The 22797-nt window shown below is 58.8% G+C and carries 17 protein-coding genes and 1 pseudogene; 10 read left to right on the plus strand and 8 right to left on the minus strand.

Translation table 11 applies throughout. The features are described from left to right. The 3 genes from eutC to eat are packed head-to-tail and all read right to left on the minus strand — an operon-like array spanning position 1 to position 3636. Entirely contained in the window at positions 1–798 is a 798-nt protein-coding gene (gene eutC / locus WN982_RS20525) for an ethanolamine ammonia-lyase subunit EutC (RefSeq protein ID WP_341313716.1), read from the minus strand. Continuing rightward, on the minus strand, positions 795–2189 hold the full coding sequence (locus WN982_RS20530; protein ID WP_341313717.1) for an ethanolamine ammonia-lyase subunit EutB: 1395 nt from the start codon (positions 2187–2189) through the stop codon (positions 795–797). Before WN982_RS20530 ends, eutC begins: the two co-directional genes overlap by 4 nt. Before the next feature lie 43 nt (positions 2190–2232). Continuing rightward, positions 2233–3636 carry an ethanolamine permease gene (gene eat / locus WN982_RS20535; protein WP_341313718.1) on the minus strand — a complete coding sequence of 468 codons (1404 nt, stop codon included), beginning with the start codon at positions 3634–3636 and terminating at the stop codon, positions 2233–2235. A gap of 255 nt (positions 3637–3891) precedes the next feature. On the opposite strand from eat, the gene WN982_RS20540 reads away from it, so the two are divergent. The 10 genes from WN982_RS20540 to WN982_RS20585 all read left to right on the plus strand — a co-directional run bounded on the left by WN982_RS20540 (position 3892) and on the right by WN982_RS20585 (position 16647). After that, positions 3892–4758 carry an AraC family transcriptional regulator gene (locus WN982_RS20540; RefSeq protein ID WP_341313719.1) on the plus strand — a complete coding sequence of 289 codons (867 nt, stop codon included), beginning with the start codon at positions 3892–3894 and terminating at the stop codon, positions 4756–4758. A 522-nt stretch (positions 4759–5280) separates the two neighbouring features. Further along, positions 5281–6735, plus strand: coding sequence for a DUF3375 domain-containing protein (locus tag WN982_RS20545; protein ID WP_341313720.1), 1455 nt, complete (start codon positions 5281–5283; stop codon positions 6733–6735). A 2-nt stretch (positions 6736–6737) separates the two neighbouring features. Then, positions 6738–7379, plus strand: coding sequence for a DUF4194 domain-containing protein (locus tag WN982_RS20550; RefSeq protein ID WP_341313721.1), 642 nt, complete (start codon positions 6738–6740; stop codon positions 7377–7379). Continuing rightward, positions 7372–10746: an ATP-binding protein gene (locus WN982_RS20555; protein ID WP_341313722.1), complete on the plus strand. Its 3375-nt coding sequence runs from the start codon at positions 7372–7374 to the stop codon at positions 10744–10746. Before WN982_RS20550 ends, WN982_RS20555 begins: the two co-directional genes overlap by 8 nt. Further along, complete coding sequence (locus WN982_RS20560; protein ID WP_341313723.1) at positions 10743–11318, plus strand: DUF3322 domain-containing protein; 576 nt, start codon at positions 10743–10745, stop codon at positions 11316–11318. Before WN982_RS20555 ends, WN982_RS20560 begins: the two co-directional genes overlap by 4 nt. A 382-nt stretch (positions 11319–11700) precedes the next feature. Beyond that, positions 11701–11943: a SymE family type I addiction module toxin gene (locus tag WN982_RS20565; RefSeq protein ID WP_341313724.1), complete on the plus strand. Its 243-nt coding sequence runs from the start codon at positions 11701–11703 to the stop codon at positions 11941–11943. Between the two features lie 727 nt (positions 11944–12670). Beyond that, complete coding sequence (locus WN982_RS20570) at positions 12671–13114, plus strand: hypothetical protein (protein WP_341313725.1); 444 nt, start codon at positions 12671–12673, stop codon at positions 13112–13114. Positions 13115–13283: 169 nt separating this feature from the next. Then, positions 13284–14849 (plus strand): recombinase family protein, encoded by a 1566-nt coding sequence (locus WN982_RS20575; protein ID WP_341313726.1) that lies wholly within the window; start codon positions 13284–13286, stop codon positions 14847–14849. Further along, a complete protein-coding gene (locus WN982_RS20580; RefSeq protein WP_341313727.1) occupies positions 14846–15748 on the plus strand; it encodes a plasmid partitioning protein RepB C-terminal domain-containing protein in 903 nt (300 codons plus the stop codon). The genes WN982_RS20575 and WN982_RS20580 overlap by 4 nt, the downstream gene beginning before the upstream one ends. Beyond that, positions 15745–16647: a plasmid partitioning protein RepB C-terminal domain-containing protein gene (locus tag WN982_RS20585; RefSeq protein WP_341313728.1), complete on the plus strand. Its 903-nt coding sequence runs from the start codon at positions 15745–15747 to the stop codon at positions 16645–16647. Before WN982_RS20580 ends, WN982_RS20585 begins: the two co-directional genes overlap by 4 nt. Before the next feature lie 235 nt (positions 16648–16882). Here the strand turns inward: WN982_RS20585 and WN982_RS20590 are convergent, their stop codons facing one another. The 5 genes and pseudogenes from WN982_RS20590 to WN982_RS20610 form a co-directional block, all read right to left on the minus strand. Continuing rightward, the gene (locus WN982_RS20590; RefSeq protein ID WP_341313729.1) at positions 16883–17851 is read right to left on the minus strand and encodes a DUF6708 domain-containing protein; all 969 of its coding nucleotides are present in this window, start codon (positions 17849–17851) and stop codon (positions 16883–16885) included. 180 nt (positions 17852–18031) lie between these two features. After that, positions 18032–18316: pseudogene (locus WN982_RS20595) on the minus strand (PAAR domain-containing protein). A gap of 213 nt (positions 18317–18529) precedes the next feature. After that, positions 18530–19048: a hypothetical protein gene (locus WN982_RS20600; protein ID WP_341313730.1), complete on the minus strand. Its 519-nt coding sequence runs from the start codon at positions 19046–19048 to the stop codon at positions 18530–18532. Positions 19049–19236: 188 nt separating this feature from the next. Next, entirely contained in the window at positions 19237–20205 is a 969-nt protein-coding gene (locus WN982_RS20605; RefSeq protein WP_341313731.1) for a hypothetical protein, read from the minus strand. A 10-nt stretch (positions 20206–20215) separates the two neighbouring features. Beyond that, positions 20216–22777 (minus strand): T6SS effector BTH_I2691 family protein, encoded by a 2562-nt coding sequence (locus WN982_RS20610; RefSeq protein ID WP_341313732.1) that lies wholly within the window; start codon positions 22775–22777, stop codon positions 20216–20218. Between the last annotated feature and the right edge of the window lie 20 nt (positions 22778–22797).

Here is a 22797-nt window from a genome sequence, read left to right on the forward strand (position 1 = left end):
TCAGGCGGCGCTTGGGTTCGAATCGTCGCCGACCGCGGGTGCTGAGGGCGTACTCGCCAGCGACGCGTCGCTATCGTCTTTGAGACCGACACCGGTGAGTCCCAATCGCCGTGCATGCGTCAGCAGGTAATGCAATTTGTGCGCAGCCAACGCGTAGTTCAAACCTTCAGGCCGCACGTTCGAAATGCAGTTGCGCTGCGCATCGCTACAGCCCACTTTCGGCGCGTACGTCAGATAGATGCCGAGACTGTCGGGCGAACTCAAACCGGGCCGCTCGCCGATCAAAATCACCACCAGCTTCGCGCCTAACAACTCGCCGATTTCGTCGCCGAGCGCGACACGTGCCTGCCGCGCGACCACCACCGGGCCGATTTTCCAATCCGTGAGTTTCGGACAGACAGCTTGTAAAAACGGAATCGATTGCTTCGATGCGGCGAACGCCGAAAGACCGTCACCGATCACAAACACCACATCGGGTGAATCGACCGGAACCTGTGCGAGCGCTGTGCGGCTCTCTTCCGACAAGCGCCTGCCGAGATCGGGACGCCGCAAGTAATGCTCGCGATCGGGCGCGGCGCTATGCACGTCGAGCGTGCTGAAATTCTGCGCGCGCAACTGTTCATGCAACACATCGGTATCGAGCGGATGATGCACCGCGTCGCGTGCTTGCGCATGCGACAGGTTGAACGCCAGCAACGGCGCGGTCGGCAAGCTGCTGCCCGCGCGTCCCAACGCGATGCGCGCATTGGTGAACTGGCGCAGCGCGTTCCATGGATTTTTTTCGAGGAAGTCGCTCATGCGATGCCCATCCAGTCGCGCGCGCCTTCCAGCAGCGGTTGTTGAGTCGATGCGCTGAGCAATGCGCCGCGCGCGTCGGTGATCTGCATCGACTCCAGCCATTCTTCGAATTCAGGTGCGCGGCGCAAGCCGAGCACGTCGCGCACATACAGCGCGTCGTGAAATGACGTGCTTTGATAGTTGAGCATCACGTCGTCCGCGCCCGGAATGCCCATGATGAAGTTGATGCCCGCCACGCCCAGCAGTGTGAGCAAGTTGTCCATGTCGTCCTGATCGGCCTCGGCGTGATTCGTGTAGCAGATGTCGCAACCCATCGGCACGCCGAGCAGCTTGCCGCAGAAGTGATCTTCGAGACCCGCGCGGGTGATCTGCTTGCCGTCGTACAAATATTCCGGTCCGATGAAACCGACCACCGTGTTGACCAGAAACGGATTGAACTTGCGCGCGACCGCATAGGCGCGCACTTCGCAGGTTTGTTGATCGACGCCGTGATGCGCGTTGGCTGACAACGCGCTGCCCTGCCCGGTTTCGAAATACATCAGGTTATTGCCGACCGTGCCGCGTTTGAGCGACAAGCCCGCTTCATACGCTTCCTGCAGCAGCGCGAGCGAAATGCCGAATCCTGCGTTCGCCTTCTCCGTACCGGCAATCGACTGAAACACCAGATCGACCGGCGCGCCTTTTTCGATCGCGGCGATCGTGTTGGTGACGTGGGTCAGTACGCACGATTGCGTCGGCACCTGATAGCGCTGGCGAAAGTCGTCAATCATCACGAGCAGTGTGGTGATCGCGGCGAGATTGTCGCTGGCGGGGTTGATGCCGATCATCGCGTCGCCGCAGCCGTACATCAGGCCGTCGAGCATCGACGCGGCGATGCCTTTGACGTCGTCGGTCGGATGATTCGGTTGCAGACGCACCGACATGTGGCCCGGCAAGCCGACCGTATTGCGAAAGCGCGTGACCACCGGACGCTTGCGCGCCGCCGCGATCAGGTCCTGATTGCGCATCAGCTTCGACACCGCCGCAACCATCTCCGGCGTAAGGCCGGCGGTGATACGTGTGAGCGCGTCGGCATCGGTCGTGCTGCTGAGCAGCCAGTTGCGGAAATCGCCTACCGTCAGATGCGCGATCTCGGCGAAGGCTTGCGGCGAGTGATCGTCGATCACGAGGCGCGTGACCTCGTCGCTTTCGTACGGGATCAGCGCTTCGTTGAGGAAAGTGCGCAGCGGCACTTGGGCAAGCGCCATCTTGGCTGCGACGCGTTCTTCTTCGCTGGCCGCGGCGACGCCCGCGAGTTGATCGCCCGAACGCTGCGGACTCGCTTTCGCCAGCAGCGTTTTGAGGTCGGCGAAACGATAGGTGCGGCTGCCGATTGTCTCGGTGTAGCTCATCTTTACGACTCCATCGCCGCTGCTTGCGCAGCGGCTCGATCCGTCATTCTTCGAGCAAAGTGTCCGCCGGCGCCGTTTCGCGTTGATGGCGCGTCAGCAGGAAGTAGACGTAGCCCAGCGCGAGGAAGATCGCGAACACGATGGCCACCAGAAAATTGAAGTAGACCATCGTCGCCAGACAAATCACCGCGGCCACCAGCGCGAACGCCGGAAAGAACGGAAACAGCGGCGCGCGGAACGGGCGCTCCATGTTCGGGTCCGAGCGGCGCAGCTTGAACAGCGACAACATGCTGATGATATACATCACGATAGCGCCAAATACGGACATCGTCACGATGTTCGCCGTCAGCGTCTGGCCGCCGAACTGGATCAGCTCATCGCTGTAAATCGCGGCAATGCCGACCACGCCACCCGCGAGAATCGCGCGATGCGGCGTCTTGAAGCGCGGATGCACTGTCGAGAGCCACTCCGGCAGATAACCCGCGCGGGCCAGCGCGAAAATTTGCCGCGAATAGCCGAGGATGATGCCGTGAAACGACGCGACGAGCCCGAACAGGCCGAGCCACACCAGCATGTGCATCCAGCCGCTATGTTCGCCGACAATGAACTTCATCGCTTGCGGCAGCGGGTCGTTGATGTTCGACAGCTTGGTCCAGTCGCCCGCCGCGCCCGCAAACACCATCACACCGATGGCGAGCACCACCAGCGTCAGAATGCCGGCGACGTAGGCGATCGGAATCGAGCGCTTCGGGTTCTTCGCTTCCTCGGCGGCCATCGCGACGCCTTCGATCGCGAGAAAGAACCAGATCGCGAACGGGATCGCCGCGAACATGCCATGGAACGAGCCCATGCTGAAGGTGTCCGCGCCCGACCAGCCGCCCTTCGTGAAGTTGGACCACTGGAAACCTGGCGAGACGACGCCCATGAACACCAGCAGTTCGAAGATCGCGAGCAGCGTCACACACAACTCGAAGGCCGCGGCGATCTGCACGCCGACGATATTCAGCGCCATGAAGACGAGATACGCTCCCATTGCCGCGTGCTTCGGTTCGAGGCCGGGAAACTGCACATGCAGATACGCGCCGATTGCGAGCGCAATGGCCGGTGGCGCAAACACGAATTCGACGAGCGTCGCCGCACCAGCCAGATAACCGCCGGTCGGGCCGAACGCATGCCGTGCGTAGGCGAACGGGCCACCCGCATGCGGGATCGACGTGGTGAGTTCGGTGAAACTGAAGATGAAGGTGGTGTACATCGCTGCGATAAACACCGCCGTGACGACGAAGCCGAGCGTGCCGGCGCTTGCCCAGCCGTAGCTCCAGCCGAAGTACTCGCCCGAAATGACGAGACCGACCGCGATTCCCCACAGTTGCCACGTGCCGAGCGTCTGTTTCAACTCGTGATGCGTGACCTTGCCGACGTGCTGACTTTTGGACTCTGATTTCATCGGGGGCTCCCTGATGTTGTCGCTTGCTTTATGCCGCAAGGTGTTGCGGTGCATGGGCGGACAGGCTTCAGCCGATGGTAGTGAGCCATTAATCGAGGTGTTATCGAAATTCGGCAATTTTCGGCTGCAGATGTGTCAGCGAGCGCTTAAATGTGCCGACGCTCGGTGCGTGAAATTCGCAGGATTTGGTAAATGGGGACGTGGTACTTTGGTTTGCATCCATTCGGCAAACTTCTGTTGATTAGCCACTCACTCATGAACCAATCGGACAATCGGTCGCGCTACGAAGCTCGGCTGGGCCGCGTGCTCGACCATATTTACGATCATCTGGACGAACCGCTGGATATAGACCGTCTGGCGGAAATCGCCTGTTTGTCGCCGTATCACTGGCATCGAATCTACCAGGCGATGTACGGCGAGACCGTGGCGACGACGGTGCGCCGCTTGCGGCTGCATCGTGCGGCTGGATACCTCGCGAATGGCACGATGCCAATCGCAGAAATTGCCGAGCGCTCGGGCTACAGCAGTTTGCAGTCTTTCTCGCGCACCTTTCGCGCGGCGTTTGGTGTTCCACCGGCGCAGTATCGCAAGCAGGGCACACATAGCCGGTTTCGTCCGGCGCTTTCAGGAGACAAGCAAATGACGATGCGTGAAGTGGTGATTCGTGACGTAGAGGCGATGGAGGTTCTGTCGGTGGATCACGTTGGGCCGTACATGCAGATCGGCAAGGCGTTCGACGGTTTGTTCGGTTGGCTGGCGAAACACAATCTGCTGGCAGCGCAGATGCGGATGATCGGGATTTACTACGACGATCCGGGTGTGGTTGCGGAGAACGAATTGCGGTCGAAAGCTGGCGTGTTGTTGCCGCATCCGATTCAGGCGGCTGTGACGGTGAGCGCGCCGGTTTCGGTGGCTCATGTGAAGGGTGGTCAATATGCGGTGCTGCGGCACAAGGGGCCGTATAGCGATATGCGTGCGGCGTATGAGTGGCTGTATGGAACGTGGCTGGTGCAGTCGGGACGTGAAGCTGCGGATGCGCCGGTGTTCGAGGAATATCTGAATAGCCCGAAGGAGACGGCGCCTGCGGATCTGGTCACAGAGATCTGTTTGCCGTTGGTTTGATGTTTTGTCTGCTCTGTGCTCGCTTGTGCAGCGCGGTTCACTACTGCCTCTCTGGTTTTTATAGTCTTTGTATATGTATACGTAGTAATAGTTAACAAGCAGCGCGCCTGGCTGTGGATAACTTGAATCTTCTTTTACGGATCAAAGGTCTGCGGAATCGATAACCCTGCGGAGCGTAGACGGACAGTGGCAGGGAGCCGGGGAAAACTTTTGCGCGATTTAGTGGGGCCGCGCTTTTATCAAAGTTTCACCCACAGTGTGTCAGGTGGCTTTTACAAAAGTTATCCAGAGGAGGCTGTGGATAAGTGGGGTCGCTTATGTCACGCTCAATCCGCCAACTCGTACGACGTGCTGCGCCCCCTGCTGCTGATTTTTTCAACACCTCTAATGCCAGCAGTTCGCTGATGTCGCGCAACGCGGTATCCGCTAGCCGAGCCCCACGAGCCCTCGTCGACCAACGACGTGGACTATCATCGACGTTTCGGACACTGCGGTCGCTTCAGCCTTTCCAACGCCTGCCTCATGAACTTCGACTATTCCACGCTGGACCTGTTGCGCCAGAACCATCCCGCATGGCGCCTGCTACGCTCGGATCACGCACCGCTCGTCGCGAGCTTCCTGCAGCGAACTTTCACGGCGCCCAACGTGCGGGTAATCGCGCAAGCGGATCTGGCCGAAGCCCTCGAAGACGAACTGTTTGCATTGCGCGAACAACTCGGTCCCTTCGCCTTTCCCAAAGCGGCTTCGGACTATCTGAACGACTGGGCGGCTAACGATAAAGGCTGGCTGCGCAAGTTCTATGGCCCGGATTCGGATGAACCGCATTTCGATCTCACGCCCGCTACCGAGAAGGCCATCGCATGGCTTGGCACATTGACTGAACGCAGTTTCGTCGGCACGGAATCGCGCCTGCTCACGCTGTTCGAATTGCTCAAGCAAATGAGCGAAGGCAGCGAGCGGGACCCCGAGGCGCGCCTTGCCGAACTTCATAAGCGCCGTGCGGAGATTGACGCAGAGATCGCGCGTGCGGAGGCCGGCGACATTCCTATCATGGACGACACCGCGCTGAAAGACCGCTTCCAGCAATTCACCGCCATTGCGCGTGAACTACTGACCGACTTCCGCGAGGTGGAGCACAATTTCCGCGGCCTCGACCGTCGAGTGCGCGAACGCATTGCGCTATGGGACGGTGCAAAGGGCGAACTGCTGGAAGAAATCATGGGCGAACGCGATACGATCGCCGACTCGGATCAGGGCCGCAGCTTTCGCGCATTCTGGGACTTTCTGATGTCGAGTCGTCGTCAGGAAGAACTGACCGCCTTGCTCGACCGCGTGCTCGCCCTTCCGCCTGTGGCCGAACTCAAGCCCGATGCGCGCACCCGGCGAGTCCACTATGACTGGCTCGAAGCCGGCGAGCACACGCAGCGCACGGTCGCCTTTTTGTCGCAGCAGCTGCGGCGCTTTCTCGACGACCAGGCGTGGCTCGAGAACCGCCGGATCATGGACATCTTGCGCGGTGTCGAGGCTAAAGCGCTGGCATTGCGGGACACGCCGCCGTCCGGTGAAATAATGACGATCGCCGATACGGCCGCCGACATCGAATTGCCGATGGAGCGCCCCCTCTATTCAGCTGCGCTGAAACCGCGCATCGCGTCGATTTCGATCGAGGCGGGTGACGCCGACATCGATGCGGCGGCGTTGTATGCACAAGTCGTCGTCGACAAAGCCAGACTGACCTGGCACATCCGTCATGTCCTGCAGGATCGCTCACAAGTGACGCTGCGCGAACTGTGCGAGATGCAGCCGCTGCAGCAGGGTTTGGCCGAACTGGTCGCCTACCTGCAACTTGCCGGCGACACCTTCAGCAGCGTGGTGGACGAACAGTCCAGTGAGACGATCATGTGGCGCAGCGTGAAAGAAGGCGGCGAACACCAGACCCGGCAGGCAAGCCTGCCGCGCGTCATTTTCGTGAGATGAACATGCTGGAACCCGAACAAGACGCCACGGCGTCGATGCACGATCTGTCGAGCCTTCTGATTCCTTTGCTCAAAGGGGTCATTTACCGGGACGCGGATACGGCACTGTGGAGCGCGTTGCTCGACCTGCAAGCCCGCGTCCGCGACTACGTCACGGTCCTGAACCTCGAGTTGGTACTCGACGAAGCCGAAGGCTACGCATTTCTGCGCTCACGCCCCGAGAACGGCGACGATGCTCCCGCTCTGCCGAGGCTCGTGGCAAGACGTCCGTTATCGTTTCCCGTGAGCCTGTTGCTGGCGTTGCTGCGCAAGAAGCTCGCCGAGTCCGATGCCAGCGGCGGTGAGACACGCCTCATTCTCGTGCGGGAGCAGATCGTCGACATGGTCCGGGTGTTCCTGCCCACCGGCAGCAACGAGGCCAAACTGACCGATCAGATCGATACCCACATCAACAAGATCGTCGAACTCGGCTTTTTGCGCAAACTCAAGCCGGTCGCCGGCAAGCGCGACGGGCAAGCTGCCGCGTTCGAAGTGCAGCGCATCCTCAAAGCGTTTGTCGATGCACAGTGGCTGGCCGATTTCGATGCGCGGCTCGCTGGTTATCAGGCGCAACTCGGGGCAGCAGCAGGGAGCGCCGATGACTGACATGCAATTGCCCGGACTCGATTTTGTCGCCGACGACGCCCTGTCCGGTTTTCGCCTGCATCAGCTGGAAGTCTTCAATTGGGGGACATTCGACGGGCGGGTGTGGACACTGAAACCGGACGGCAAAAATGCGCTGCTGACAGGCGATATCGGCTCCGGAAAGTCGACACTCGTCGATGCCGTGACCACGCTGCTGGTGCCCGCGCATCGCATCGCGTACAACAAGGCAGCGGGTGCCGACAGCAAGGAGCGCACACTGCGCTCGTACGTGCTCGGCCATTACAAATCGGAACGCAATGAGTCCAGCGGGACAGCCAAGCCCGTGGCGCTGCGAGATCACAACAGCTATTCGGTGATTCTCGGACGGTTCCACAATGCCGGCTACGACCAGACCATCACCCTTGCGCAGGTGTTCTGGATGAAGGATCCGCACGGGCAGCCCGGGCGGCTGTTCGTTGGCGCGGAACGGGCGTTATCGATTGCTGCTGACTTCGCCGGGTTTGGCCCCGACATCTCCGGCCTGCGCAAAAAGCTGCGCGCGGCCGGTGCGGAGGTGTTCGACAGTTTCCCGCCTTACGGTGCGTGGTTCCGCCGCCGCTTCGGCATCGAGAATGATCAGGCGCTGGAATTGTTTCATCAAACGGTGTCGATGAAGTCAGTGGGCAATCTGACGGATTTTGTCCGCAGTCACATGCTCGAACCGTTCGATGTTGCGCCACGTATGACCGCGCTGATCGGCCACTTCGACGACCTGAACCGCGCGCATGAGGCGGTGTTAAAGGCCAAGAGGCAGATGGAGCGGCTCAATCCGCTCGTCGACGATTGCGAGCGGCACGCGCTGCTCGTGTCGCAAGTCGACGATCTGCGTGCCTGTCGGGAAGCGCTCCGCTCCTATGCCGCCGACCTCAAACTCGGATTGCTCGACAAACGCATTGAGAATCTCGCCGCGGAATGGGAGCGACAGGACGCTCATGTGAAGCGGCTCGACGCGACACGCTCCGCTCAACGAATCCAGGAGAGCGAACTGCGGCGCCATATTGCCGACAACGGAGGCGATCGGCTGGAGCGGCTCGAAGCCGAGATTCGCTCGAAGGATCAGGAGTGCGCGGGACGTAAGCACAAGGCACAGCGCTACGATGAACTCGCGAAGATTATCGGCGAGCCGCTTGCGCAAGACGAACTCGGCTTTCTCGCGCTCCGGCGGCGCCTACCGGAACTTATCGAAAGCGCGCGATCGGACGATGACCGCCTGCAGAACGACCTGACCGAACACGGCGTCAGTTTCCGCACGGGCAAACAGGAGCATGACGCGCTGCTGGCCGAGATCGGCAGTCTGAAGAGCCGGCGCAGCAATATCCCGGCGGAACAGATCGCCATGCGTGCAGCGTTATGCAACGCACTTGCGCTGCCCGAAGCCGATCTATGCTTTGCCGGCGAACTGCTACAAGTCCGCGATGACGAACACGATTGGGAGGGCGCCGCCGAGCGTCTGTTGCGCAATTTTGGCCTGTCCCTGCTGGTCTCTGACGAGCACTACGCCGCCGTCGCCGAATGGGTCGATAGAACCCATCTGAAGGGGCGGCTGGTCTATTTTCGAATCCGGCAATCTGCGCGACGCGAACGCGCCGAATTGCACCGTGACTCGCTGGCACGAAAGATTTCCGTCAAACCCGACTCGCCGTTTTACGACTGGCTCGAGTGCGAAGTGGCGCAGCGCTTCAATGTGGTGTGCTGCGAGACGCAGGAACAATTCCGCCGCGAGACGCGCGCCATTACACGAGCCGGTCAGATCAAAGCGCCGGGCGAGCGGCACGAAAAGGACGATCGACATAGACTGGACGACCGCCGGCGTTACGTATTGGGTTGGACCAACACCGCCAAAATCCAGGCGCTTGAAGCGCAATCCGCTCAGTTGGCCGCGCAACTGCAAGATCTCGGTGCGCAGATCGGCAGGATTCAGGATCGGCAGAGCGCATTGAAGACGCGCCTGAACGCATTGTCGTTGCTCTCTGAACATGCAGACTACCGCGAGCTCGACTGGGGCACGCTCGCGACGGAGGTCGCCGAGTTGCGCGGCGAGAAAGCACGTTTGGAATCCGCATCCAACCTGTTGCAACAGCTGACGGAACGTCTGAATCAGGTCACCGCCGCGCTTGCCGATGTCGAGACGCAACTCGATGGACATAAAGCAGAGCGCACACGTACTGAAGAGCGGCAGCGCATCGCTGACGATCTTCACGCGCAAACCCGGACGATTCTGGATGATCAGGCTTACGCCGGTCATGTCGCTTACTTCGCCCGGCTCGCGGCGTTGTGGCCCGAGGTGCTGGGTAAGCACCAGTTGACCGTCGAGTCTTGCGACAATCGCGAGAGCGATATGCGCAAGTGGTTGCAAGACAATATCGATGCCGAAGAAAAAAAGGTCTCACGCCAGCGCGACAAGATCATCGATGCCATGCGGGCCTACTGCGTGGCGTTCCCGCTGGAGACCCAGGAAGTGGATGTCGCGATCGAGGCAGCGGCAGAATATCGCACCATGCTCGACACGTTGAAAGCCGACGATTTGCCGCGTTTCGAGGCCCGCTTCAAAGACCTGCTCAACGAAAATACCATCCGCGAGGTAGCCAACTTCCAGTCGCAGTTGGCTCGCGAGCGCGAGACGATCCGCGAGCGGATCGAGCTGATCAATGGGTCGCTTACGCAGATCGACTACAACGCCGGGCGCTACATCGTTCTCGAAGCGCAGTTGAGCCAGGATGCGGAGATTCGCGACTTTCAGAGCGACCTACGGTCGTGTACCGAAGGCACGCTCACCGGCTCGGAAGACGTGCAATATTCCGAGGCCAAGTTTCTCCAGGTCAAGCAGATCATCGAGCGCTTTCGCGGCCGAGAAGGATTGACTGAGCAGGATCGCCGCTGGTCGGCCAAGGTCACCGACGTGCGCAACTGGTTTGGGTTTGCGGCCAGTGAACGTTGGCGTGAAGACGGCAGTGAGCACGAGCACTATTCCGACTCGGGCGGCAAATCGGGCGGGCAGAAAGAGAAACTCGCCTATACGATTCTGGCGGCCAGCCTCGCGTATCAATTCGGTCTTGAATGGGGGGCGGTGCGTTCGCGCTCGTTCCGCTTTGTGGTGATCGACGAAGCCTTCGGACGCGGTTCGGATGAGTCCGCGCAATACGGTTTGCGGCTGTTCGCGCAGTTGAACCTGCAATTGCTGATCGTCACCCCATTGCAGAAGATTTACATCATTGAGCCGTTTGTTGCCAGCGTTGGTTTTGTCGATAACAAGGAAGGACGGGAGTCGCGGCTGCGTAATCTGTCGATTGAAGCGTACCGCGCGGAAAAAGCCAGGAGCGAAACGTGAGTTGGACCACTGCGGCCGATCTCCGCGCACAGGTGAACCGGCTCTGGGAACGTGGCGAACTGCTTGCCAACGTGGCAGTGGATGCGCCTTCATTCCCGAAGCGTCTCGTCCTTAAAGGCCCCACGTCTACCGAGATCGCTGAGCGCTTCGAAGATATCCGTCAGTGGAGTAGTGCGCTCAGAGCCATGCCGCATTGCCGCCTGCACATGCGTGAGTTTCGACATCGCGTGTTCGGCGCGAATGCCTTGCCGAATGAGGCGTGGATCGACTCTTTCGAGGACGCGGTTGCGTTGATCGGAAAGCAGCGCGACGCGGCGCGGTTTAGATCGTTGTTGAACATCACGCGCGTGCGCGAGCCACGCCTCGTTCCGTGGCTTGCCAAACGGCCGTTGCGGGCACTTGAACTCGCTGAGGTCTGGGAGCGTTTGCTGGACGTGTGTGTTTGGCTCGAGCAGCATCCGCGCCCCGGTGTGTATCTGCGGCAGATCGATATCGCAGACGTGCACACCAAATTTATCGAAGGCCATCGCAGTGTGCTTGCCTCGCACGCTCTTCACGCTTACGGAAAGTGAGGCAAAGCGTCGGGGCTGGGGAGAGGTGCACTTCGACAGTTACGCTGGCATTCTCGCCGAACTGGAACTTGCTTTGAACGACCAGAAACTGAACCCCGGCACTGGGGATCCCCGCGACTTGCCGGTGTGGACAGTCGCAAAGACGCTGAAAGACGCCGAAGGCCACGACGTATTGAAGGAATGCCTAACAACATAACCGACGATCACGACGCGTTACGTTTATAAAGCATCACTGAACGATTGGCTCGTTGGAGGGAAGAAGAAGACGCGAAAGCGCCGAGCCGAGCATCAAGGAGAACGAGGAAGGAGATGAAGCGCGGGACGCGTGGGCTGCCACCCACACGACCCGCTGACCACAACCAGCTCTCTACAGGAGTTGATCATGGCTGACGCCAATCATAAAGCAGTTGCAGCTGTAACCCAACGCATCTTGACCATTTCGGCACAAAGACGGCCGCGGCCGATGAAGGTCTTAGGGCCTGAGAACTATGAGTTTTATAACGACTTGCCGCCGGCGCCTTGGATTCGGCTTTCGGGGAGATGGTTGGAGGAGGCGGGGTTTGAAATCGGGGTGAGGATTCGAGTAGGTGTCGAAAAGGGGAGGCTGATTATTACGCCAGTGTGAGACGGACATGCGGATTTCTGACCTTCAGTCCCGGCGCATTCGTAGCGACCAACGCTAAATTTTTTTGTTACTTGTCTTTAAATTAGATCCCGGTCTTCCGCGTAGTGACGTGCTCAAAGTTCGACGGCGACAGCTGGATCATTTCCCCGGTGGTAGGAAAATGGTCCAGCCTTCGCAAATTTACAAATTGTGCGACGCGTCTTGTTCCCTACAAGACTTTGGGCGGAGGAGGATCGAACTCCCGACCTTCCGCTCTCGCTCTGCAATAAGATCCCGTCTTGAATCAAGTCATTTATTTGTGAATCTTTTCAACTATTCTGAGACGCTACACTACCCTGTAGCGATACTCAAAACGTGAGATTTTTGGGCCCGTCAGACAAGGCTCTGCGGACTGTGCGACGCATCGGATGAGATTTGGGGAATCATCGCGTGAGATTTTTTTGCAGGCAGCTGAACCGGCATGACAACGGGGTACCTTCCTGGCGAAGCTCTCCCATCGCCATCGCCCATAGGGCCGTCGTGAGCGACCCATCTCGATGCACGCCGGCGGTCAAGAAAGGTCCAAGTTTCTGAGACTGGCCTACTAACGCGCCAGGCAGACAGCGATGGCTGTTTAACGAAGCAGCTACCGAGTTAAACCCCTCTCTATTCCGTCTCAGACCAGCGGTGTCGGTGACTGGTCGAGGCGTCGGCGTCTGCCCGTCGCAACCCGACCTCGAGGGCACCCATGAAATCCCCCCGCCTCTGTCTCGCCTGTGGCAACGCGTTCGTGCCGCTGCTGCATGTTCCTCGTCAGCGTTACTGCTCGTCGGAAGCGTGCCAGCGCGCCCGTCGACGCGACTGGCAGAACCACCGGCTCCGTGTCGACCGTGACTATCGCGACAACCAGGCCCGTGCCCAGGCGAGATGGCGCGCAGGCCACTCCGACTATTGGCGCGAATATCGAGCTGCACATCCGGCGTACCGGGAGCGCAACAGCAGCATGCAGCGGATGCGCAATGCACGACGGAGTTTCAAGCCGATTGCAAAGATGGATGTCATCGAACTGCCCCGGCCGCTGGGCTCTGGCTTCTACGTGCTGTGTCATGCGGATGATGCCAGCGCTGCAAAAATGGACGCGTGGACCGTCCACATCGCCGTCCTGTCTGCGCCGCCAGCACCGCCCGTGTGATTGCAAAGAGATGACGTGATACACATTGGCGTCTGGCCTGCTATGTTTGCCTTGTCACCGTTCGCTTTTAAACGCCACCGCCTGATGTGAAGCCGCGGCGTTCGCACTTTGGGGCTCCCCTTGCGCTCGGTGCCTGCCGCGTGTCTGTGTCTGAGTTGCGGAGCGGAGCATGTCAATCAATAGCGCGGGTCCAGCAGTCGTCGCCGGCTCCATGGCAGGACGGGCGGCTGAGTACGTCCGCATGTCGACCGAGCACCAGCAGTATTCGACCGAGAACCAGCGCGACCGAATTCGGGACTACGCGACCCGCCGCGGATTCGAAATCGTCCGCACATATGCCGACGAGGGTAAAAGCGGTCTTCGAATCGACGGTCGCCGGGCACTTCAGAATCTCATCTCCGATGTGGTCAACGGCAAAGCCGATTTCGGCGTAATCCTCGTCTATGACGTGAGTCGCTGGGGGCGATTCCAGGATGCCGACGAGAGCGCGTATTACGAGTACATCTGCCGCCGTGCGGGCATCCAGGTGGCGTACTGCGCCGAGCAGTTCGAAAACGATGGGTCACCTGTCTCGACCATCGTGAAAGGGGTAAAGCGGGCAATGGCTGGCGAGTACAGCCGCGAATTGTCCGCGAAGGTTTTCGCGGGCCAGTGCCGTTTAATTGAGATGGGCTTTCGGCAAGGAGGCCCAGCCGGTTATGGCCTTCGCCGGGTAATGGTCGATGAGCACGGACTCATGAAGGCGGAGCTGTGCCGGGGCGAACATAAAAGCCTGCAGACGGACCGGGTAATCCTCATGCCGGGGCCGGAAAGCGAGGTGCGAACTGTCAATCTAATCTATAACTGGTTTATCGACGAGTCGCTCGACGAATACGACATCGCAGCTCGCCTGAACGGCATGCACGTGCGGACCGACCTTGACCGGGAGTGGACTCGAGCCACGGTACGGGAGGTATTGACCAACGAGAAATACATCGGCAACAACGTATATAACCGTGTGTCGTTCAAGCTGAAAAAGATGAGGGTGGTCAACACGCCCGACATGTGGATTCGAAAGGAGGCGGCATTTCAGGCAATTGTGCCAGGCGAAACGTTCTACACCGCTCAGGGCATCATGAGAGCGAGAGCGCGGCATTACTCGAATGAGGAGCTAATCGAGCGACTGCGCAACCTGTTCCGCAGTCGCGGTTTTCTGTCCGGCGTAGTGATTGACGAAACAGATGGCATGCCTTCTACGTCGGTCTATGTGTACCGATTCGGCAGTTTGATTCGTGCCTATCAGACAGTCGGTTTTACCCCCGGCCGAGATTATCGATACATTGAGACCAACCGCTTCCTGCGACAACTGCATCCGGAAATCATTGCGCAGACGGAGAGGAAAATCGCGGATTTGGGCGGCACGGTGATGCGCGACCCGGCAACCGACCTGCTGACGGTCAACGAAGAGTTCACGGCGTGCATCGTGCTCGCGCGCTGCCAGGCGCATGACAATGGCCGGAATCATTGGAAGGTGCGCTTCGATACAAGCCTCCTGCCGGATATAACGGTCGCGGTGCGGCTCGACCAGACGAATGCATCGACGCTGGACTACTATCTCTTGCCACGTCTGGATTTTGGACAACCGCGTATTCACCTCGCCGACCAGAATCCAGTCGAGTTTGAGAGTTATCGCTTTGATACGCTGGACTACCTCTACGGCATGGCCGAGCGTGCCCGTCTCAGGAGAGTAGCGTGAACTCGCGGCAGCAGCCCGGAGAAATCCGGATGGTCCCCATCTCCCAGATTGAAGTCATCAATCCGCGAGAACGCAACGGTCGGGTTTTCAATGAAATCGTCGACAACATCAAGGCCATCGGACTCAAGAAGCCTATCGTGGTCACGCCGCGGGCAACGGCCGGCGGCATAGAAAAATACCTGCTCGTGTGCGGCGAGGGGCGATTGAAGGCGTTCCGCACGCTCGGGGAAGCGACTATTCCCGCACTCGTGGTGAGCGTCAGCGATGAGGACGCGTTCGTCATGAGTCTGACGGAAAACATCGCGCGCAGACAGTGTCGCCCACTCGAACGGCTCGCCGGCATTCGGCAATTGCAGGAGCAGGGATATGCGCCGAAGGTCATTGCCGAAAAGACAGGTCTTACGCCGGCTTACGTTCACGGCATCCTCGCGCTGCTGCGCCCGGGAGAAGAGAGACTTGTCGTTGCGGTGGAGAAAGGCGTCGTTCCCCTGAATGCGGCCCTCATGATTGTTGGCGCCGGCGACGACGACGCTGAAATACAGGCAGCGCTCCAGGAGGCCTATGAGTCGGGAAAATTGCGGGGCAAGCAACTGATGAGCGCTCGCCGCGTCATCGAGCGCAGAAAGGCACTCGGGCGAAGCACGGCGCACAATATGACGAGCAAATCCGCCGCTGTCACCACATCGAGTCTTGTGCGGACGTATGAGCACGAGGTTGAACGTCAGAAGTCCATGGTGCGAAAGGCCGAGTTCACGCAACAGCGGTTGCTTTTTGTGGTCGGTGCATTGAGGCAACTGTTTGCCGATGAGAACTTCATCAACCTGTTGCGCGCGGAGGGACTGGCCAGCCTGCCGAAGTATCTTGCCGAACGCGTTTGGCCAACCGGGAGTGCCACATGACTGGCGTCACTCTCGGATTCATCCCCGAGCCGTTGTCGGTGCCGGTCTCCTGCATCTTGCCATCGCGGAGAATACCGGCGCCGGTGCTCGAGTCGCGCAAATTCAGGCAGATAAGAACTTCAATTGAGGAGGTAGGCCTCATCGAACCGCTTTCCGTAACGCCTGCGGACCAGTCTTCCGGGCAACATGTTCTGCTGGATGGGCATCTACGATTGCTCGCCATCCAGGACTTGGGCCACGAGCGGGCTGCCTGCCTTGTCGCGACCGATGACGAAAGCTACACCTATAACAACCGGGTCAATCGCCTCTCGACAATCCAGGAGCACTATATGATTCGGCGTGTAATCGACAGAGGCGTATCAGCCGAACGATTGGCAAAATCTCTTTCCGTGGACGTATCACAAATCATAAAGAAGGCGTCGCTGCTCGACGGCGTTTGCCCGGAAGCGGCTAAACTTCTCGCCGACCGGCAGTTCTCGCCGGAGCTCGTTCGCGCGATTCGCAAAATGAAGCCCACGCGGCAGGTCGAATGCGTTGAGCTGATGGTGGCCGCTAACAATGTGTCAGTCTCCTACGCCGAGGCATTGTTGGTAGCAACGCCTGCAGCGCGTCTTGTCGAGGGCAAGAAGCCACGCAAACTGACCGGCGTCAGCCCGGAGCAGATGGCGAAAATGGAGCGCGAAATGAGCAATCTGCAGGGGCAGTACAAGCTCGTGGAACAGACTTACGGTCAAGACGTGTTGAATCTGGTGCTTGCGAAAGGATATCTCGCCAAGCTCCTCGAAAACGATTCTGCACGGCAATACGTTGTTCAACACCATCCGGATTTGATGGCGGAGTTCGAGTCCATCATTGCAACCATTTCCCTCGACCAGCAGCAATTCGGCACGGTCGTCTAGCCGAACCCTGACATCGTGGCCGTAACACGCCGCGTGCGACGCACTGCGAGATGAGCGCCATCGCTGTGACGTCTGCGCCACGCAATGGCGATGCTGCATCTTTATCTGGTTTTTGCTCAGCGGCGACGCCGTTTTACATCGACAATATTATTTAGAAGCAGGCGACCTCGACGTCCGCGGGCCAAACGGGTTTGCGCCTTCCAAGGCCATTGCATGGGGTGGCATCCGTCGCCAGTCACACTTCCGCTACCACCGTTGGCCGGACGTTGTCGCAAGCTGCCTCGACGTCCTCCGGCCAATTCGGTTCACGAGATGTTAGCTGTGCAATGTAGTGAAGCACGGACAGCAAAAAAACCGGGACACTGAGTACGAGGGAGAAAATGCGAAATCCCGCGCTAACACCGCCAAGGTCGCGCAGCCCATAGAACCAAAGGCTCATGGAGGCTCGAAGAGAGGGGCCGCGCGGCAGATACTTTTTCACAGGTGGCGGTGAATCTGGACCGCCTTCCATGTAGCGGCGAATGAACTCGAAGTTAGTCTGGACCTGATAAAGCACCTGTTTGCCGTAGCGGGTGGACTCTTTCGCCCCATTGACTGTCCGAAGCCCAAAGCTGAAGGTATCAACGATTTTCTTGCCCGAGTCGTCAAGAACGAAACAGCGCATCAGGGTGGGTGCTCCGCCAAACGTGGCGTTGGAGGGCAACCGGTGTACAAAGAAGAATGCCTTATCCCATGAAACGGCGATGACACCGCCCGGGCCGCTGTGTCGAAACGCATACACCGTGCGAGTCTTGCGGTTGAACCGCACAGATTTGTGTCGGTAGTTGAAGCAGTCGCGTAGGAGAAGTACTACCGTGAACGCACAGCAGAGCACTCCCACCACAGCAAACACCCACATCCCGACGCTGAAGGCACCCTGCTCACCATTCCTGACCATAGCCGGGTTCACCTCCACAGCGCCCTGTATCGCAGTGACCGTAAAAAATACGAACGCAGGGAACCCAATCAGGAAGGCAAGCAGACACCACCCGACCTGCGAATACGAGGCGTCACACACCTCCAGGTAGACATCGTTCATGCCGAACACGGCATGGGCGTCAGCGGCCTCGTCCGCGACCGGTTTTCGGACGTCTATGCGCCGTGCCGCTTCACTCTCGTCAACTGGGCGATTCAAGGCCACCCTGGTCATGTAGTCATACGCCATATCTTTTCGCATGCGATGCCATAGCGATTCCTCTTAAGTTCCGAGACCGCTCGCGAAACAACTCGGCGGGCAGCAGCAGTTCTCCATAGTCGCGGCGCTTTGTCCACGTCTTATCGACCGCCGATTCTCTTTGAATGAAAATGGTTAAGTCGACGCTGGACCGCAATGAGCTGGCGTCAATCAGGATGTTAGTGAGCCCATGGTCTGCGACGCCACCAGCTTGGGAAGAGGCTCGCATTTGCACTGGCACAAATCGTTCTCGAGCGCGACCTGCTTGCCCATGACACTCATCGTATGAGGCGAGCCATCGCTGACGATGATGCCCTCGGTATTGCACGTGTGGCACAACACAGACGCTCCGAGATAAGCCTACGGCCGGCCGTCGAACGACGAACCGACGATGCCGTCGAGCACCACACCATTGTGGGTAGTCTTGTCGTCTTTCAGGATGAATCTGCGGCTCATGGTAAGACATCCTCCTTTCGCTCAATACATTCGACGAATGACGTAGCGCGTTTCTGGGCGGAGTCGCTTGATTTCAGGACTCTCGGGAATCCCATCAAATGCGGCTTCGGGTTTAACGTCGACGCTGACGGCGAATATCACATGACCTCAACGTCGCTTCGGTGATGTCGCGACGCAGTGACCATGATTTGGCCATTTGACGGCGCACCAGGCCTAGCTGCCGCTCTGTCCCGATTTGCGAAGCGACTTCGCGTTCTCGATATCCTGCTTTTCCAGCGCGCGCAGTCCCGTTACGACGGCGTTGTCCGGGCCAAGATGGCTCTCAAGCAAACCGATAGACATCACGTGCGTGGCGCAGTCATGCAGCCTCGCCTTGAGCGTGCTCTCATCCAGCGCGTCTTTGCCATCATCGGTCTTCGCGTCTGACCATACCTCGCCTGACGACCAGGAACCACTTGCCCCATCCTGTTGGATGCGGGCGTGAATAGCATATTGCCCCGGCTTGAGCCCGATGCGCGCGGTCCAAGGGCGGTCGTCGTCCGGGAACTTGATGGCACACTCCTGCACGGCCGCGTCACTACTATCGAGCTGAACCCACTGGGCATCATGCGGGGCCTCCGTCTTTGCAAGCGTGGCGGCTGCGCCAGCGAGTGGGCTGTCTGATGCGCTGTGGCAGGCTGTGAGGAAAATCAGCGTTGTGGTGCAGACCAGAAAACCGCAATTCTTTTGCATCGGGTATATGGCGACAAGTTGAATGTGGACGTGCTTGCGCGCGTGTGAATTTGAGCCCGGAAAGGCGTGACGTCACGACACGGGTTGACGCGCTGACCGCGACCACGACGCGGACCCTTGCCGTTCACCCAGGCGATTCGGGGCAAGGCAGCAGCAGCACGTTCAGACAGCAACGGAAGCCCGCAACCTTAGGCTTGAACCATTGCCGTCGACGCTGAGTTGCCGCAGGCGGCCTCTACATCGGTCGGCCAAACTGGCTCCCGGCTTGTCAGTTGGGCAATGTAGTGCAGAATCGACAGCAGGAACATTGGCCCCGAAAGCAGTATGGTAAGAACGCGCATGGCACCGTTGGCGCTGCCGACAGCTCCGATGCCGTAGAACCAGACGCTTATTGAGGCGCGCAGCGAGGGGCCCCGCGGCAGATACCGCTCGACCTTCGGTAGCGCGCCCGGGCCGTGCTCCATGTACCGCCGGATGAACTCGAAGTTGGCCTGAACCTGATAGAGGACCTGTTTGCCAATTGGAGTGGACTCGTCTGCACCGTTGACCGTGCGAGCACCGAAGCTGAACGTGTTCACGATTTTCTTTCCAGCGTCGTCAAGCACAAAGCAGCGCATCAGGGTTGGCGCTCCCCCGGCCAGCCCGTTGGACGGCAGCCGGTGCGGGTAGAAGAACGCCTTGTCCCAAGGTACCGCGATTACACCGCCGGGCCCGTTGTGCCGGAAGGCGTACACCATGCGCGTCTGGCGATTGAAGCGCACCGCCTTGTGCCTGTAGTTGAAGCAATCGCGGAGCAGTACCACGACGGTGAGTACGCAGCACAACACCGTAATCGCGACGAAAATCCACATTACGGCACTGAACGTCTCCTGCTCCCCATTCCTGACCATGGCCGGCGTATCGACGACTGCGCTTTGAAAAAATTCTATGGTAAGAAAAGCAAATGCCGGGAAACAAAGCAGAAAACCAAGAAGACCCCAGCCAACCTGCGGGTAGGAACTATCGCAGACCTCGAGATAGACATCATTCATCCCGAACACGGTGTACGCATCGGCGGCTTCATCAGCGACTGGCTTGTGAACATCAATCCGCCGCCCGACCTCTCCTTCGGTTAGTGGACGGTTGATTCGAATCTTTGTCAGGTAATCGTACGCCATGGTGTCTCGCTTATGATGTCAGCGCTTCAAACTGTTTGCGTTCGTCGAGTTCTGAGAACTTCTCCGCAGCTGTACCGAAGATGCACTTGCTGAGCCATTCCTCGATTTCCCGGTGCTTCTTCCATGCTATCAAAATGCCTATGACAACCAGCACGACCATTAGCGCAAAAACCAGGATGGTCGCACTGGCAATTACGGCCAGGCAAAGCAGGACGTTCGTAATGGCAGACGCACCATAGAGGTAGGCCAGGCCTGCATGTCCGGACTGTCGCTCGGACTTGAATTGCTGGAAGTCATACCAAGCCCCAACCAGTCCTGCTACGGCGCCCACGACACGGAAGGCAAATTCGACAACGGTGCCCCATTTCAGTAACAGCTGCGAATAACGTCCCCCTAGTTTGCCAAACGCCTTCATGCCATGACCAACCGTCTGGAAGCTCGCCGCACACGTTGAGACAGTAGCAGCAACGAACTTGTCATGATTCTCCTTACGGTTCAACGCACTGGACTTTGCCAACTCCTTGCTAGCCAACATCCAGTTCACCGCATTGAAAATAACCCCGATGACGCCGTATCCAACTTCACCCTGTGTCGCGGCCCGAAATTTTGGAAGAAAGCTCGCATTGATGTTCTCTTCCGTCAATACCGCGCGCACTCCCGGTGCAAAGATTGCCGTCCCCCTGCCACTGAGGGAAGTTGCGCCCGATGACGCCTGGAGAGCCTCATCGGCGTTGAAGACAATGAACTGCGGAACCTTGATTGGGCCATCCTTGGGAGACGAGCTCTGGAAAGTCTTACGCAGGTTCGCGTTCAACGAACCCAGGCTTGGACGTTTGTTCGCGGGCATCTGTTCGTACATCTGGCGCGCCATATAGGAAATCCACTGGTTGACGGTTCCTTCGACGGGCTTGTAGATGATGGTGGTGCGTGAACGCAGACTCATGCACGCCGTGAAAACCCGGACACTCGCTGTATCACCAGTCTTGGCGATAAAGCCGGCAATCGGGCCACCCAGCTCATGCAGCATTCCAGCCACTGCCTTGTCGGCCCGCAGAATCAGGCCCTTATCTTCCTTCTCGAGAATCTCGTTGGCAGCGTGGTTCAACTCAATGAGCTTCGCACTGGGCTCCCGCAGTTCAAGCAGAGGGAATCCTGCTGCTTCCTTCAGTTTTTCAGCTGAGGGGTCGTGGTTCAGAATCATCGAACGCAGAAGCGGATTGTGGCGGTCCTTCAGGTCGCCCTTGGCCCATTCGAGGACCAGGTCATAGACCACTCTACGGTCAGCCGACCCATATATACACTCGTAGAAGAGTTCGGCGTATTCGACGCCCTTTGCTACATCGAGTTCATGGTAGTCCCACGCAAACACCGTCCTCAGCTGCGTGCCCTTTAGCCAGGCGACATAGTCGTCTGCGAGCGGGTTGAGCAGCGTGTCTTCTACCTGTTGCATCTGCGTCTTCATGTCATTGCGGAACTGCGTCACCGCATTCTCGCTGTAGGATTCGGTGTACGGCTTCCATGCCCCTGCCTTCACCGAATCCATTTCCCGCTCCTTCTGCTCGTCGATGGACTTGACCTCCTTTTCATAGGCCTTCCCGCCATCAAACAGGGAGTAAAGGGCGTACGTCTCAGCCGCCTGCCCCTTGAGCTGCTCGGCGGCCGAGTTCTCGTCCTCCTCTGCACTTTCTTCGATGGAGGACTTCATTCCATCAATCGCGCTCGCCGTCCACATCTTTCTCTGATACGGCTTCATGGCCGCACCCATTGCTACAAACTGCTCGGCATTGAGCTCCTGCGTGATGCCAACTGGGTCCCAAAGTGCGAAGAAGACGCCATTGCCCTTGTCGTGTGCGTCCGTAAATTGCTTGAGCCCGCTCGCTTCACTTGCACGGTCCTTGAAGGCAAACGGCGAGCAAGATGCTGCTACGTCCACGCCGCCCTTGTACTCGAGCACATAGTCGGTGACGTGTGAAATGGTCTGGGCATGCTTCTGCGAATGGTTGCCGCTCGCCCATCCCGCTGCATCGAAGAGCTGCATCCGGTGGTCCCTGCAGCCATTTTCGTTGGCTTCATAGCGCTTGCGCACAGGGGCCGTCCAGCGTACGTCGCTGAAAGCCAGATAGACCTTGCCCGCATTCTGGGGATGGTCGATGCTGATGCACTGCGCGAGCTCCTTGTGCCCAGTCTGCTGGCAGTTGAATCCCTTCTCCTGCGTTTCGGGAAGGTCAACGTCGAGCGGGTAGTTGAATACATAGCCCTCCGACGTCACGCCGTAGATTTGCCACTTGCTTTGGGAGGGGTAATAAACGTGGATGAACCCCTTGCGCACAGAGCGCAGGAAATAGGACGCCTTCTTGGCACTTACGCCTGTAACGCCGTCACCGAACGGCCCCTTCGGCAATGCAAGCGCTGCGGCCGCACCAAGATTGTGGGCAGTGGTAGCGGCAGCGGCCGCATACCGTACCGGCAAAATGAGAAGACCTTGCTTCTCGCACATGTTGCAGGACTTCTGGCACGCTGCATTGGCTTTGGCGTTAGCCGAGGCGGCCTGGACCTTCGGAATGGTACCCATAGTTACTCTCTCTGTTTTGC

The organism is Paraburkholderia sp. IMGN_8 (assembly GCF_038050405.1).
Lineage (GTDB): Bacteria > Pseudomonadota > Gammaproteobacteria > Burkholderiales > Burkholderiaceae > Paraburkholderia.